This is a genomic window from Pseudoalteromonas sp. QJM3NY_22 (assembly GCF_056173065.1).
This window is the reverse complement of record NZ_CM149655.1, coordinates 2,056,235-2,070,999: the sequence shown is the minus strand read 5'-3', so window position 1 is coordinate 2,070,999 and position 14,765 is coordinate 2,056,235. Positions and strand designations below refer to the sequence as shown.

15 protein-coding genes are annotated in these 14,765 nt (G+C 37.7%); 4 read left to right on the top strand and 11 right to left on the bottom strand.

The window, feature by feature from the left end; translation table 11 throughout:
- Nucleotides 1-11: 11 nt before the first annotated feature.
- Genes AC0VZ4_RS09235 through sdhC form a run of 4 tightly spaced genes read right to left on the bottom strand, consistent with a single transcriptional unit; the run spans nt 12 to nt 3,227 of the window.
- The gene (locus AC0VZ4_RS09235) at nt 12-728 is read right to left on the bottom strand and encodes a succinate dehydrogenase iron-sulfur subunit (protein WP_007375751.1); all 717 of its coding nucleotides are present in this window, start codon (nt 726-728) and stop codon (nt 12-14) included.
- Nucleotides 729-738: 10 nt separating this feature from the next.
- On the bottom strand, nt 739-2,511 hold the full coding sequence (sdhA, locus tag AC0VZ4_RS09230) for a succinate dehydrogenase flavoprotein subunit (RefSeq protein ID WP_007375750.1): 1,773 nt from the start codon (nt 2,509-2,511) through the stop codon (nt 739-741).
- Nucleotides 2,512-2,859, bottom strand: a complete 348-nt coding sequence (sdhD, locus tag AC0VZ4_RS09225; protein WP_007375749.1) for a succinate dehydrogenase, hydrophobic membrane anchor protein — start codon at nt 2,857-2,859, stop codon at nt 2,512-2,514.
- Entirely contained in the window at nt 2,850-3,227 is a 378-nt protein-coding gene (gene sdhC, locus AC0VZ4_RS09220; RefSeq protein WP_076914908.1) for a succinate dehydrogenase, cytochrome b556 subunit, read from the bottom strand. Before sdhC ends, sdhD begins: the two co-directional genes overlap by 10 nt.
- A gap of 419 nt (nt 3,228-3,646) precedes the next feature.
- Here sdhC and AC0VZ4_RS09215 point away from each other — a divergent pair, with 419 nt between their 5' ends.
- The 3 genes from AC0VZ4_RS09215 (at nt 3,647) to AC0VZ4_RS09205 (ending at nt 6,735) form a co-directional block, all read left to right on the top strand.
- Complete coding sequence (locus tag AC0VZ4_RS09215) at nt 3,647-4,933, top strand: citrate synthase (protein WP_007375747.1); 1,287 nt, start codon at nt 3,647-3,649, stop codon at nt 4,931-4,933.
- Between the two features lie 125 nt (nt 4,934-5,058).
- Complete coding sequence (locus AC0VZ4_RS09210; protein ID WP_475441635.1) at nt 5,059-6,285, top strand: aminotransferase class V-fold PLP-dependent enzyme; 1,227 nt, start codon at nt 5,059-5,061, stop codon at nt 6,283-6,285.
- 33 nt (nt 6,286-6,318) lie between these two features.
- Entirely contained in the window at nt 6,319-6,735 is a 417-nt protein-coding gene (locus AC0VZ4_RS09205) for a SufE family protein (RefSeq protein ID WP_007375745.1), read from the top strand.
- Here the strand turns inward: AC0VZ4_RS09205 and tcdA are convergent.
- Genes tcdA through AC0VZ4_RS09170 form a run of 7 tightly spaced genes read right to left on the bottom strand, consistent with a single transcriptional unit; the run spans nt 6,732 to nt 14,214 of the window.
- A complete protein-coding gene (tcdA, locus tag AC0VZ4_RS09200; protein WP_475441533.1) occupies nt 6,732-7,550 on the bottom strand; it encodes a tRNA cyclic N6-threonylcarbamoyladenosine(37) synthase TcdA in 819 nt (272 codons plus the stop codon). The two genes, AC0VZ4_RS09205 and tcdA, sit on opposite strands and share 4 nt — an antisense overlap.
- Nucleotides 7,551-8,231, bottom strand: coding sequence for a TIGR01621 family pseudouridine synthase (locus tag AC0VZ4_RS09195; RefSeq protein ID WP_007375743.1), 681 nt, complete (start codon nt 8,229-8,231; stop codon nt 7,551-7,553). It abuts the gene before it with no gap.
- Entirely contained in the window at nt 8,228-8,989 is a 762-nt protein-coding gene (gene kdsB, locus AC0VZ4_RS09190) for a 3-deoxy-manno-octulosonate cytidylyltransferase (protein ID WP_149605436.1), read from the bottom strand. Before kdsB ends, AC0VZ4_RS09195 begins: the two co-directional genes overlap by 4 nt.
- On the bottom strand, nt 8,977-9,174 hold the full coding sequence (locus AC0VZ4_RS09185; protein ID WP_007375741.1) for a Trm112 family protein: 198 nt from the start codon (nt 9,172-9,174) through the stop codon (nt 8,977-8,979). Before AC0VZ4_RS09185 ends, kdsB begins: the two co-directional genes overlap by 13 nt.
- Nucleotides 9,164-10,144, bottom strand: coding sequence for a tetraacyldisaccharide 4'-kinase (gene lpxK, locus AC0VZ4_RS09180; protein ID WP_475441532.1), 981 nt, complete (start codon nt 10,142-10,144; stop codon nt 9,164-9,166). The genes AC0VZ4_RS09185 and lpxK overlap by 11 nt, the downstream gene beginning before the upstream one ends.
- The gene (msbA, locus tag AC0VZ4_RS09175; RefSeq protein ID WP_475441529.1) at nt 10,141-11,886 is read right to left on the bottom strand and encodes a lipid A export permease/ATP-binding protein MsbA; all 1,746 of its coding nucleotides are present in this window, start codon (nt 11,884-11,886) and stop codon (nt 10,141-10,143) included. Before msbA ends, lpxK begins: the two co-directional genes overlap by 4 nt.
- A 60-nt stretch (nt 11,887-11,946) precedes the next feature.
- Nucleotides 11,947-14,214 carry a DNA internalization-related competence protein ComEC/Rec2 gene (locus AC0VZ4_RS09170; RefSeq protein WP_475441528.1) on the bottom strand — a complete coding sequence of 756 codons (2,268 nt, stop codon included), beginning with the start codon at nt 14,212-14,214 and terminating at the stop codon, nt 11,947-11,949.
- Here AC0VZ4_RS09170 and AC0VZ4_RS09165 point away from each other — a divergent pair.
- Entirely contained in the window at nt 14,194-14,700 is a 507-nt protein-coding gene (locus AC0VZ4_RS09165; RefSeq protein ID WP_033014898.1) for a DUF2062 domain-containing protein, read from the top strand. The genes AC0VZ4_RS09170 and AC0VZ4_RS09165 overlap by 21 nt on opposite strands.
- Nucleotides 14,701-14,765 lie beyond the last annotated feature (65 nt).

Genomic DNA, 14,765 nt, shown 5'->3' with positions numbered 1-14,765 from the left:
TTACTAAGTAATCAAACCGCTCGGTTTAATAACATAGATTTGATTTGCCCAATTGCTTTAGTCGGGTTAAGACCCTTAGGACAAACGCTAACACAGTTCATGATACTGTGGCAACGGAACACACTGAACGCATCGTCTAAATCCGCTAAACGTTCTTCAGTTGCTGTATCTCGGCTATCAGCCAAGAAACGGTAAGCGTGAAGAAGCCCTGCTGGACCAATGAACTTGTCTGGATTCCACCAGAACGAAGGACACGATGTCGAACAACATGCACACAAAATACACTCATAAAGCCCATCTAATTTATCACGCTCTTCGATGGTTTGAAGACGTTCGCCTGCAGCAGGCTGATCATTAATTAAATAAGGTTTTACTTTTTCGTATTGAGTGTAGAACTGACTCATGTCAATAACAAGGTCACGAACCACAGGTAAACCTGGTAATGGACGTACTACGATTTTACCTTTGCCATTTTTTTGTAGCGTAGATAAAGGAGTAATACATGCTAAACCATTTTTACCATTCATGTTAACACCATCAGATCCACACACACCTTCACGGCATGAACGACGGAAAGATAATGTAGGATCTTGTTCTTTTAAAAGAATAAGTGCATCCAACACCATCATGTCGTGACCTTCCTCTGTTTGCAAGGTGTATTCTTGCATACGAGGAGCGTTGTCAACATCTGGATTATAACGATAAACTGAAAATTGTACTTGTGCCATCGTCTATCTCCTAGTAAACACGTGCTTTAGGTGGGAAAGCTTCACGCGTTTTAGGCGCATAGTTTACATCACGCTTGCTCATTTCATCCGTTACAGGATTGAATACTGAGTGACATAACCAGTTTTCGTCATCACGATCTGGGTAGTCAAAGCGAGAATGTGCACCACGGCTTTCTGTACGGAAGTTTGCAGCTACTGCAGTTGAGTAAGCTGTTTCCATTAAGTTGTCTAGTTCAAGACATTCGATACGCTGCGTGTTGAAGTCTGATGATTTATCATCAAGACGAGCATGTTGAAGACGTTCGCGAATTTCTTTAAGTTCTTGAAGACCTGCAGCCATTGAGTCACCTTCACGGAATACCGAGAAGTTAAGCTGCATACATTGTTGTAGGTCTTTTTTGATTTGAACTGGATCTTCACCTTGGCCAGCCGTTGAATTTTCCCAACGATTGTAACGTGCAAGAGACGCTTCTAAGTCTGATTCTGAAGCAGCTTTAGATATTTCAACGTCATTTAGGTACTTACCTAAGAAGTTACCCGCAGCACGACCAAACACAACTAAATCAAGTAATGAGTTACCACCTAAGCGGTTTGCACCGTGTACAGATACACAGGCAATCTCACCTACTGCAAATAAACCTTGAACTACTGTTTCGTTGCCTTGAGCATCGATTTGTAGCGCTTGTCCATTTACATTAGTAGGAACACCACCCATCATATAATGACACGTTGGAATTACTGGAATTGGCTCTTTTGCAGGGTCAACGTGAGCAAATGTTTTAGCAAGGTCACATACGCCAGGAAGACGTAAGTTAAGTGTTTCTTCACCTAAGTGGTCAAGTTTTAACTTAAGATGTGGACCCCAAGGACCATCACAACCACGACCTTCACGGATTTCAGTCATCATTGAACGTGCAACAACGTCGCGAGACGCTAAGTCTTTTGCGTTTGGTGCGTAACGTTCCATGAAGCGTTCGCCATCTTTATTTAAAAGATAACCGCCTTCACCACGACAACCTTCAGTTACTAGCGTACCAGCACCTGCGATACCCGTTGGGTGGAACTGCCACATTTCCATGTCTTGCATAGAAATACCAGCACGTGTTGCCATACCAACACCGTCACCAGTGTTAATGTGAGCATTAGTGGTTGATGCGAATATACGACCTGCACCACCAGTAGCTAATACAACAGCTTTAGATTTGAAGAAGGTAACTTCACCTGTCTCAATCTCAATTGCAGTACACCCTACCACATCACCATTATCGTTTTTAACTAAATCAAGTGCATACCATTCAGAGAATACATTTGTTTTGTTTTTAACGTTTTGTTGATATAGAAGGTGTAATAGCGCGTGACCAGTACGGTCAGCAGCTGCTGCAGTACGTGCGGCTTGTTCACCACCAAAGTTTTTCGATTGACCACCGAAAGGACGTTGGTAAACACGGCCATTTTCAAAACGAGAAAATGGTAAACCCATGTTTTCTAATTCGGTAATCGCTTCTGGGCCAGTTTGACACATGTATTCAATAGCGTCTTGGTCACCGATAAAATCGGAACCTTTAACGGTATCGTACATATGCCATTCCCAGTTGTCTTCGTGTGAATTACCAAGCGCTACTGTAATACCACCTTGTGCAGATACAGTGTGTGAGCGAGTTGGAAATACTTTAGAAATTAATGCACACGTTTTGCCAGATTCAGTAATTGCTAAAGCAGCGCGCATACCTGCACCACCTGCACCAATTACTACGGCGTCAAATTCACGAACAGAATATTTCACTTAAACACCCCATAATACAATTAGACCAATAGCTACGTACGCAACGGCCATTAGGTTTAATATAAAACCTAAAACAGCACGTAACTTCGCACACTTAACATAGTCTGTAAGAACTTGCCAAAGGCCAATGCGGGTATGAACCATAACGCACACAAGGGTAATTAATGTAAACCCTTTCATTGCTAGGTTAGAGAAGAGGCCTGTCCAGGCTTCGAAAGTGACTTCTGGCGTCGCTAAAAAATAGCCGATAATAAAAATCGCATAAGCGCTGATTATTAATGCCGTGGTACGTAAAGATACGAAATCTTGTACACCATCACGTTTAAGAGTTGCTTGATTTAAAACCATATCCACACCCCTGCCAATACGGCAAACACAACACCAAGAGCCATTGAAACTTTAGCGCTGAGGTTACCTGATTCGAGTTCTTCCCAATGTCCCATATCCATAATCATATGACGTATACCACCAATAAGATGATAACCTAATACAGAAACAGTGCCCCAAGCTATAAATTTGGCAATGAATCCGTTAAACAGACCCTTGACGAATTCAAAACTTTCAGCTGAAGAGAGAGACTCAGACCAAGCCCAAATGACAAACGTTAAAGCAAAAAATAATGCAACACCGGTGACGCGGTGAAATATTGACGCTTTAGCCGTTGCCGGCATAGATATAGTTGTTAGATCTAGATTTACAGGTCTTTGCTTTTTCACAGTTACTTGCCCATCTTGCTCGCAGTGGAGCTCATCTACTTGCTTTTCTAAAAACCCACCAAATATTACTGGTGGAACTATCAAAGTAAACGTATTAAAACAGTTAAAGTTCACATTTAAGCAAAAGTTAAGCTGTAAAAAAATGTTTACCCAAATACAATGCGGTTTAAAACCACTGTTAGTATATATACCCACAGGGCTTTTTACAATTCTTGTTTATTTATAGATGTTTGCGAATTAGCCAATGGTATTATATTTAATTAATACAGAATATTTATTATACATATATGCATAATGTTTATAAAAATTGACTTTACACCCCTCTTTCACGTTAAAATGCAAAGATGTGCTTAAAACAGATTTCAGAACTTTAAAAATCTAAAAATCAGAATAGATATCTTAATAGGAGATACATAACGATGGCAGATAAAAAAGCCACAGTCCAAATTGATGGACTAGATCCAATCGAACTTCCAATTTATCAAGGCACTGCTGGCCAAGATGTAATCGACGTACGAACGCTCGGTTCACATGGTCACTTTACTTATGACCCAGGTTTCATGTCAACTGGTTCTTGTGAATCTGCAATCACCTACATTGATGGTGGTAAAGGCATTTTACTTCACCGCGGTTACCCAATCGAACAATTAGCTGACGACTCAAACTACATTGAGTTATGTTATTTACTGTTAAATGGTGAATTACCTTCTAAAGAACAATACGAAGTTTTTAAGAATGAAATCACTACAAGCACTATGCTTGACGAGAAGATTGCTAACTTTTTCCAAGGTTTCCGCTTTGACGCTCACCCAATGGCAATGCTTTGTGGTGTAGTGGGTGCGTTATCATCTTTTTATCATGAAGACCTTGATATTACTGATGCAGAACAACGTAAAACAAGCGCAGTTAAGCTAGTTGCTAAGTTACCAACTATTGCTGCAATGGCTTATAAAACAAACATCGGCCAACCGTTTGTATACCCACGTAATGATTTAAGTTATGCAGAAAACTTCTTACATATGATGTTCTCTGTACCTGCTGAAGAATATAAAGTTAACCCTATAACAGCTAAAGCAATGGATAAAATATTCATGCTTCATGCTGACCATGAACAAAATGCATCAACGTCTACAGTACGTCTTGCAGGTTCATCTGGTGCTAACCCATACGCTTGTATTGCTGCTGGTATTGCTTCTCTTTGGGGCCCTGCTCACGGCGGCGCTAATGAAGCATGCTTAAACATGTTAGAAGAAATCGGTTCTGTTGACCGTATCGATGAATATGTAGCAAAAGCTAAAGATAAAGCTGACCCGTTCCGCCTTATGGGCTTTGGTCACCGCGTTTACAAAAACTTTGACCCACGCGCTACAGTAATGCGTCAAACGTGTCATGAAGTTTTAGCTGAGCTTAATATCCAAGATCCATTGCTTGATATTGCAATGAAACTTGAGAAAATCGCGCTAGAAGACCCGTACTTCGTAGAGAAGAAACTTTACCCTAACGTAGATTTCTACTCAGGTATTATCTTAAAAGCGATTGGTATTCCAACAAGCATGTTCACTGTTATTTTTGCAATGGCACGTACTGTTGGTTGGATCACTCACTGGGACGAGATGTTATCTCAACCTGGTCATAAGATAAGCCGCCCTCGTCAGCTTTATACTGGTTACACTGCACGTGACTACGTATCAACTGATAAGCGCTAATCCGCTTTAGTATTGTTTGAATATTTTAAAAGGCCGCTTTGCGGCCTTTTTTATTATTTGTTACTTGAGAATAATAAAAAAGTGTCTACAATTCTCGCCTTAAAATGACTACATTGATGAAGCTAATGACTGTTTTAGAGTTTGACATAAATAAAATTCGAAGTGACTTCCCTACCTTAAATCAAACTATAAACGGCTACCCGCTTGTTTATTTAGACTCAGCTGCAACCTCGCAAAAGCCTCAATCAGTTATTAATGCAATTACTGAGTTTTACACTTCTCAAAACGCAAATGTACACCGTGGCCGTCACTCGCTCAGCGAACAAGCTACTAATTTATACGAGCAAGCACGAGATAAAATGGCTCAGTATTTTAATGTGTTCAGCCACGAGATTGTTTGGACAAAAGGCGCTACAGAGGCAATAAACTTGGTCGCTAACGGCTTAAAAAAGCGTTTAGATAAAAGTCATACCATAATGATATCTCCACTTGAGCATCATGCAAACATAGTGCCTTGGCAAATAGTGAGTCAACAAACAGGTGCTAAATTAGTATCGCTGCCGCTTAATAAAAACGGCACGCTAAACACACAAGAATGCTGTGAATTTATAAAAGAAACAGAACCTGCCTTATTAGCTATTACACAAGCATCGAACACACTCGGTAATATCACTGATTTAAAGCCACTAATTGTAGCTGCAAAAGAGGTGAATTCACTTGTTTTAGTCGATGGTGCGCAAGGTGCACTGCATTTAAAACCTGATTTACGGGAATTAAACTGTGATTTTTATGTCTGCTCAAGCCATAAAATGCTTGGTCCAACAGGCTTAGGTGTACTTTATGGTCGATATGAGGAATTAAACGCCTTAGATATATATCAATCAGGCGGTGAAATGATCGATAAAGTATATTTAACCCACAGTACTTATCGCCCAGCACCTGCAAAATTTGAAACCGGCACACCGAATATTTCCGGCGTTTTAGGCTTTAGTGCTGCATTAGACTATTTAAATGAATTAGACCACGGTAAAATTCAGCGCTACGAGCAAAAATTATTTAATTATGCAGCAAAAAAATTGGTAATGATTAAGGGTATTACAATGTATAGCAACCTATCTGACAATATTGGTACACTCTGTTTTAACTTTAATAATGAACATCCTTACGATTTGGCAACTTTACTTGACGGATATGGGGTTGCAGTAAGGAGCGGACACCATTGTACACAACCTTTAATGGCACATTTAGGCGTTAATGGAACAGTTAGAGCTAGTTTAACCTTTTACAATACCTTTGAAGATGTAGATGTATTTATCCATTCGCTTAAAAAATGTATCGCTTTATTGGATTAAACGTCACTTTAATAGAATTAATTAGGATAACTCATGACAAATACGTTTAAAAAAGTCACTGAATCTATAAAAAATGCACCCGCTTGGCAGCAAAAATATCGTGAAATAATGCTGTTGGGTAAAACATTACCTATATTACCAGAATCGCTGAAAATTGATGATGCCCTTGTACCAGGCTGCGAAAGTAAAGTGTGGATGTTTGTAGAGTTTGATTTAACAGAGAGCTCTTTAGTCGTTATAGGTGACTCAGATACACGTATTGTAAAAGGCTTACTAGCCTTAATATTAGCGCTGTATAACGGTTTAACACCAGAGCAGGTAATTAAAATTGATGCGTATGAAGAGTTTGAAAAATTAGGCTTAATTAGTCACTTAAGCCCTTCTCGTGGCAATGGAATTAAAGCCATGATTGAAAAAATAAAAACCATGGCACAACAAAAAGTGCTCTAAGCTCTATCACAATCAAGCGTTGTAAGTAGACGCTGCTTTTTATCCAAATATTTTCGAACAGCTTTTGCCGCAACAAAAAAGCCGAAGCTTCCTGTGTTCATAGTCACAGATCCAAAACCATTATTACAGTCCATATTCATCGAGCCATCAGCACTTTGCTTAGCATGACATACACTGCCATCGCTTCCTGGGTAAACCAATTGCTCTGTTGAGTAAACACAATCAATATTGAACTTACGCTTAGGGTTATTACTAAAATTATACTGCTTGCGCAAAATATAGCGCACTTTTGCAAGTAATGGGTCTTGCGTAGTTTTAGCTACATCACCAAAAGTTATTTGGCTAGGATCAGTTTGCCCGCCAGCACCACCGGTTGTAATTATAGGGAGTTTATTACGTTTACAATGCGCTATTAATGCCGCCTTTTCTTTAACTGCATCAATACAATCAATCACATAATCAAAACCTTGAATATGTTCTTGAATATTATCAAGTGTAATAAAATCATCTATTACATTAATTTGGCATTCTGGGTTAATAAGCTCGCAGCGCGCTTTCATTGCATCGACTTTAGCTTGACCAATAGTGCCCGTTAACGCATGAATTTGCCTATTTACGTTAGTGGCGCAAATATCATCCAAATCAATCAATGTTATTTTACCAACACCAGTACGCGCGAGCGCTTCAACCGCCCAGCTTCCTACACCACCAATACCTACTACACAAAAGTGTGCTTCTTGAAGCCAATCAAACTGTTGATGACCATATAGACGTTTGATCCCGCCAAAACGTATATCTGTAACTTTTTCGCTCATTTACCAATCCAGTTGCCATGGCGATTGCCATGCTTGAAAATCTTGATGTTTAATTAACGCCAAATACTCATCACCACTATCGGGTAATAAAGTTAGCTGTATTTGTTCACCTTGCCATAAAAAGCTTAACGCATATGCATGTAAATAGGTACGATTTGAAGGCGTGCCTGAATACATTGCATCGCCAAAAATAGCTGCGCCCACACTTTTTAGTGCCACTCTTAATTGATGCGTCTTTCCTGAATAAGGTTTTAAAATATACCCTCTAAATCCTGGCTTATAACTCAGAGAATAGAATCGGGTGATTGCAGGGTTAAGTGTACTCGTTAGTAACTTAAATGAGCCACGGCGAGATTTAGCCATATCGCCTTTTATCCACCCTTGCTTCTTTTTAGGTTTAGCATCACTAATCGCTAAATAAAATTTATTAATCGCATGCTCAGTAAACATAACAGTAAAGGCGGCTGCAGAGGCTTTGTTTCTTGCTAAAATAATAAGCCCTGATGTCACTTTATCTAAACGATGAACGCCATAAAGCTTTTGCGATAATTGTTGTTCGGCTAACACAACAAAACCAGGCCCCTCTTCTGAATGAAAATTAAGACCTGCTGGCTTTTCTAAAATATAAAAATCGTTATGTGTATAAACAACGTTTAATATCTTACTTACTTGCTCACTCACACGTTTTTACTTTTAATATGCGCTATCACTTTAGCTAAGTCATCGGGCGTATCGACACCTGCATGGGGAGCTATTTGAGCTTGTTCTATTTTGATTTTATAACCATGATACAAGACACGTAACTGCTCAAGCGATTCAAGCAATTCAAGTGGTGATACACTCAGTTCTATATATTGTTTAATAAAACCCGCTCTGTACGCATAAATACCTACATGGCGTTGGAACGGTGATAAATTAAGAGCCGTGCTATCATCCATCATTGTATTTCTATCAAACGGTATACTTGCACGAGAGAAATACAGGGCATTTTTATTTATATCACTCACCACTTTAACGGCATTAGGATTAAATACTTCATCACGCTCTTCAATAGCAACACTTAACGTTGCCATTGGTGCTGTTGAATCACTTAATAGTGCAGCAACTTGAGATACGTTTTCTGGTGCAAGTAATGGCTCATCGCCTTGTACGTTAACCACAATTGTATCGTTATCAAGTTCAAGTAAATCAACTACTTCTGCTAACCGTTCAGTACCAGACTGGTGATCTTCGCGAGTCATTACTACGTCGCTAGTAAATAAACTTACTGCATCAAATACTTTTTGATGATCGGTTGCTACAATAACTTTGCTAGCCCCTGATAAACATGCTTTTTCGTAAACATGTTGAACCATTGGCTTACCGCATATATCGGCAAGTGGTTTTCCTGGTAGTCGGGTTGATGCAAAACGCGCAGGTATAACAACTACGAATTCCACTTTTCAACCTCTTCTAAAGATAACTCACGCGCTTCATTTTCAAGCAATACTGGAATATCATCTTTTACAGGATAAGCAAGTTTAGCTGCCGTGCTAATTAGTTCGTTATTTTCTCTATCAAAACGTAATTTACCCTTGCCTACTGGGCAAGCAATTATCTCGAGTAGTTTTGTATCAAAGGCCATTGAGTATTCCTTTTTCTTTTAATAATGAATTTAGTTTATTTATAACGCTATCGGTAGGTTGTGCATCTACTGGTAAATAATACCAATTAAGTTTGGCAAAGGACTGACATTTAGCGGCGTCTTTTTCGGTCATTATAATGTAATCATCGCCAAACTGGGCAAAATCATCGGCTGTATAAGCATAGTGATCTTTAAAATGATGAGTCGATAATAACGTAATGCCTTGTGCTTCAAGTGAGTTTTCAAACCGTTTAGGATTACCAATTGCACTTATTGCATGTGCATGAGTAACTGTGTGTTTTACATCATCACTTGAATTAACTAATCGTAAGTTACTTACTTTTAGCGTGTAGCTATTATTAGCCTCACCACCATTTTCAATTACTATATCCACATTTTGTAAGCGTTTAGTTGTTTCGCGAAGTGGCCCTGCTGGCATAACAAAGCCATTACCAAAACGGCGTTCACTATCAACAATACAACACTCAATGCTACGTGGCATTTTATAATGCTGCATTCCGTCATCAGAAATAATGACATCTAGCGTATAGTTATTTTCTAATAAATCGATATTGTGTTGTCTATTAGGACCAACCGCTATTGGGCATTTTAAACGGTGGTATAAAAGTACAGGCTCATCTCCAGCCTGTTGGGCGTTAACAACTGAAGTGACTAACAGCGGGTAATTATCTGATTGCCCACCGTAGCCTCTACTAATAATACCCACTGATAAACCTTGCTCGGTCAAATACTCATACAACCACAAAACAAAAGGTGTTTTACCATTGCCGCCTACACTTATATTGCCGACTACAATAACAGGCGTTTTACACTCAAACGCTTTAATTATTTTAGCGCTGTACAAGCATTTTCGAAATGTCGATACAATCCAAAACAGAGCACTCAATGGTAATAACAATAAAGTAATTAGACTAAATGGTTTATACCAACTTTGTTCTATTTTGCTCACGCCTGATCACCAAACTGCATTTTGCATAGGGCTGAATACGTACCGTCATTTGCTAATAAGCTATTGTGATCGCCACTTTCTATTACACGACCGTTATCAATAACATAAATTCGGTCACTGTTTTCAATAGTAGATAAGCGATGCGCAATAACAATTGAGGTTTTGTCTTTCATTAGCGTTTCTAACGCTTGCTGAATAAGCTTTTCAGACTCTGTATCAAGTGCTGATGTTGCTTCATCTAAAATCAAAATAGGTGCATCTTTTAATATTGCACGCGCTATCGCTATACGCTGGCGTTGACCACCAGAAAGCATTACGCCATTTTCACCTACCATGGTGTTTAATTGTTCTGGAAGATCTTTAACAAACTCCCAAACATGCGCTTGTTTTGCTACTTGTACTAATTCGTCATTAGTTACATCATGCTTTATGCCATAACAAATATTGTTGGCAATCGTATCGTTAAATAACACGACTTGCTGAGAAACCAAAGCAAATTGGCGACGCAAATCTGTTAATTTATAATCCTGCAGGGCTATGCCATCAAGTAATATTTCACTCGGCAGATCTAAATCATAGTAACGTGGTAATAAATTAGAAATAGTTGATTTACCCGAGCCTGAGCGCCCTACTAAGGCAATACTTTCACCCGCTTTAATCGTTAGCGACAATTCGTTTAATACGGCTTCATCTTTAGTTGGGTACTTAAAGGTTACATTTTTAACTTCAATTAACCCTTTAACTTTATCAACAGCGACTGTGCCAGTATCTTTCTCTACATTTTCATCAAGTATTAAAAATATACTTTGAGATGCAGAAATGCCACGTTGCATATCGCTATTAACATTAGCCAATTGTTTAAGTGGGCGCAGCAACATCATCATTGATGATATCAAAACAACAAAATCCCCAGAGCTTATAGTATCAATCATAGAAGGCATCGATACCACCCATAAAATAACAGCCATAGCACTTGCGGCGAGTATTTGAATAATGGATACACTTAAGGCTTTTGTCGCATCCATTTTAATACGCTGCTGACGGTTATGATTATTAATTTTAGAAAATTTATTTATTTCTTGCTCTTGTCCACCAAACCCGTGAATTACTTTATGTCCGCTAAGCATTTGTTCAGTGCTACGTGTAACCTGCCCCATAGCTGATTGGATACTTTTAGAAATATGGCGAAAACGTTTCGATACAACCGCTACAATAATAGCGACAAGAGGGATGATGACTAGAAATATAAGTGAGAGCTTCCAACTGGTATAAAACATTACACCAAGTAAAAAGACGACAAAGGCCCCTTCACGTACAACAATAAGTAGCGCTTTAGTTATTGCTTGTTGAACTTGCTCTGTGTCAAAAGTGATTTTTGAAATTAAATCGCCCGTAGAGTTTTTGTCATGAAAAGAAACGGGCAAATGCAATATGTGCTCAAATAACTCTTGGCGTAAAGATCGTACAACTTGTGAACCTACATAGCTTAAACAATACGATGACATAAAATTAAAAATACCACGCCCAATCACCAGTGCAATAACAACAAATGGAGCATACTTTAATACATCGCTGTTTCGTTGGTTCAAACCTTCATCAATAAATGGTTTCATTAATTGAATAAATAGCGCGTCCATTCCTGAATAGCCAATCATTCCTATAATAGCGACGAAGGCTACACTCTTATATGCACCGACGTAAGAAATTAACCGTTTATAAATTTGTGTAGTACTTTGATCCATAACACTCTCTTCATACAATTACAGACTCTATTGTATCCTTAGGGACACTAAAACAAAACGTCAATTTTTGATAAACCAGTAACTTTCATCCTCTCGAGCCGCTTTTACTCGAACATTATCATTGTAAAATTCAATACTTATTTGTCCTTGTTGACCTGTCACATATTGAGTTGCATTTATTTTGTCGTAACGATCAACAACCTCCTCCTTCGGGAAGTGCCATTGTCCTTTGTAAGCACTAGAATGAATAACAATTTTAGGATTTACATCACTTATAAACTCATTACTAGACGATGTATCACTCCCATGATGTGGGCTTAGCATAACGGTACTTTTTAAAAAATAGTTCTCTTGCAATAATTGCAACTCTCGTTGTTTAGATATATCACCCGTTAATAAGACACTGTGGGTTTTATCAGCAACACGAATAACGCATGAATCATCATTCTCATTTTTGAAGTTTAACGTTTTAAAGCTTTCAATTTGAAGGCCAAAAATATCTATTTTGGTTACTTTGCAAGTGTCTTGTAAGTTATTGGGATGAAATGTGGTAAAACGAGTTTCGTAGCCTGCTTTTATAAAATGATCTACACCGCCCGCATGATCGTTATCTTCATGACTTAAAATAGCTGTTGATACAGTAAGATTATTTGACTCAATAAAGGGCAGTAAAATACTACGGGTACGACTAAAACGATTAAAATAACTAGGCCCAAAATCATAAATTAGTGCATGTTTATCTTTTTCTATTAGCACCATTAATCCATGTCCTACATCAAAAACATGTAATTGCCATTTTGGCTTATCCACTATTAAGTAGTTAAACAATATGACACTTAATGGGATACCTGCTAGCCATTTATATGGGACTAAATAAAAAATCGAAATAGTAATGTATGAAAAAACAACAACAATAGCGTCAATATTACCTATATTTAACCAACGAATATAACTAGGTATTTTCAATAGCCATTCGAATAAATAACTTAAGCTTTCATCAAAAACACTAATAATTATGCCTATATCAAGTAAGCTGCTAATAAATGTGATAATAATTAGACAAGGCATAACGACTAAAGAAAGTAATGGGATAGCAATTAAGTTCAGTACTAAACCAACTAAGCTCACGCCATTAAAGAAGTATAATGAAAGTGGTAATAAACCAATAAATAAAGCAATTTGAACGACAGTTAATGCAACGACCTTATTTAGAAATGATGTATTAAAAATCGGTATTTGCTTAACAACTAGAAATATAATAACCACAGCAATAAACGAGAAATACAGCCCAGCGTTTAATACATTAAAAGGATTAATTATAAGCAGAATAACAAGTGCATATAAAATACTTCGCCAACGTAATGGTTGTTTTGCCAAAAAGTAGAGTGCTAAATAACACCCAAGCATAATTAAGGCGCGTGTAGCTGAAACTAAAAAATCACTCAAATATACATAGATAAACGATCCAACAAATCCAACTAGACTATAAATAACAGACAGGTTTTTAGTCTGCTTACCAGCGTATTTTATTTGTTTAAATAAAAGTCGCGTAATTACATAGCAAAAACTAAATATTAACCCGATGTGTAATCCGGATATTGCCAGTAAATGGCTCAACCCCAATGATTGCATTAATTGCTTATCTGTAAAGCTCATTAACGACTTATCACCCGTTAATAGTGCATAATATAGCCATTTAAGTTTTGTATTACTGTAAGTCCTCTTTATATACTCCCTATAATTTATAAGGTGGCTGTGTTTTTTATTACGCGCAACCATAAGTTCTTTATTGAGTATTTTTCCTTTAAAAAATATTCGTTGTGTAAAAGCATATCTCTCGTTATCAAATACATTAAAATTTTTAGTACTTCGAAAGTTTTTTATAGCTATTGTTGCTTTAAAAGTATCACCAACAAAAAGTATTTGTTCAGAATTCACACTCAGCATTGCACTCGGTGCCCTAAAATAGGCGTATCGATCAGTATCAAATTCTATTATTTTTACTCTTATGTATTGAGGTTGCTTATTTGAAATTATATCTTCGACAATTAGCTCAGCTGTATATGCATACTTTTCATCCTGTTTTGGGCTTTCAAAATTATAAAAAGTATAATAATGCAGTGATACACAACAAATAGCGCAAATAAAGCCTAACAATACATTTAAAAACGGCTTAAAATACAAACTCACAATAAGGACTGATATTGTGAATATTATAAATTCGAGAGTTTGATAATAAAATACGGTTGCAATACAGCCAATTACAAACCCAAGACTTATCCACACTGATGTAAATGGTTGCTTTAAATGGCTAAAAAAACGATCCAAAGATTTTTACCTGATCCAAATAAAATTAGACATCATAAATATCTAAGAATATTTGGGCACCTTTTGCAAGATGCAAATCTTTGGCACTTAAATAGACGGTCCGCTCGAGGAGCATTTGCTGTTGGGCTATTTTTTGCTTTCATCCCTGTTCCCTTTCAAATGGTCTTAGCCGCAGCAGGAGCTATTGTATTTAGAGTTAACTTACCTATTTCGGTTGCTTTAGTTTGGCTTACAAATCCATTAACTATGCCCCCTATATTCTACGGGTCGTATTTAGTTGGTACATTAATTTTAAACCAGCCAGAGCAACACTTTGCCTTCGAACCTAGCTGGGCTTGGTTTCTAGAAAGTATAGAAACCATTGGACCCGCTTTTTTAATTGGCTCATTGGTATGCGCCTCTATCGCGAGCATAATTGCTTACTTTAGTATAGATATTATTTGGCGACGTTCGGTAGTCAAAGCGTGGGCAACACGCAACAAATAACCAAATAACCAAATATTTATAAGCTCTAATTACTATAGACGAAAAAAATCCCAACTTAATGAAGT

Bases quoted from the DNA above. Each gene is read 5' to 3' on its own strand.
- AC0VZ4_RS09205 (WP_007375745.1), top strand. From the start codon at position 6,319: ATGACAAATACGTTTAAAAAAGTCACTGAATCTATAAAAAATGCACCC.
- tcdA (WP_475441533.1), bottom strand. From the start codon at position 7,550: ATGAGCGAAAAAGTTACAGATATACGTTTTGGCGGGATCAAACGTCTA.
- AC0VZ4_RS09210 (WP_475441635.1), top strand. From the start codon at position 5,059: ATGACTGTTTTAGAGTTTGACATAAATAAAATTCGAAGTGACTTCCCT.
- AC0VZ4_RS09185 (WP_007375741.1), bottom strand. From the start codon at position 9,174: ATGGCCTTTGATACAAAACTACTCGAGATAATTGCTTGCCCAGTAGGC.
- AC0VZ4_RS09235 (WP_007375751.1), bottom strand. From the start codon at position 728: ATGGCACAAGTACAATTTTCAGTTTATCGTTATAATCCAGATGTTGAC.
- msbA (WP_475441529.1), bottom strand. From the start codon at position 11,886: ATGGATCAAAGTACTACACAAATTTATAAACGGTTAATTTCTTACGTC.
- AC0VZ4_RS09215 (WP_007375747.1), top strand. From the start codon at position 3,647: ATGGCAGATAAAAAAGCCACAGTCCAAATTGATGGACTAGATCCAATC.
- sdhD (WP_007375749.1), bottom strand. From the start codon at position 2,859: ATGGTTTTAAATCAAGCAACTCTTAAACGTGATGGTGTACAAGATTTC.
- AC0VZ4_RS09165 (WP_033014898.1), top strand. From the start codon at position 14,194: ATGGCTAAAAAAACGATCCAAAGATTTTTACCTGATCCAAATAAAATT.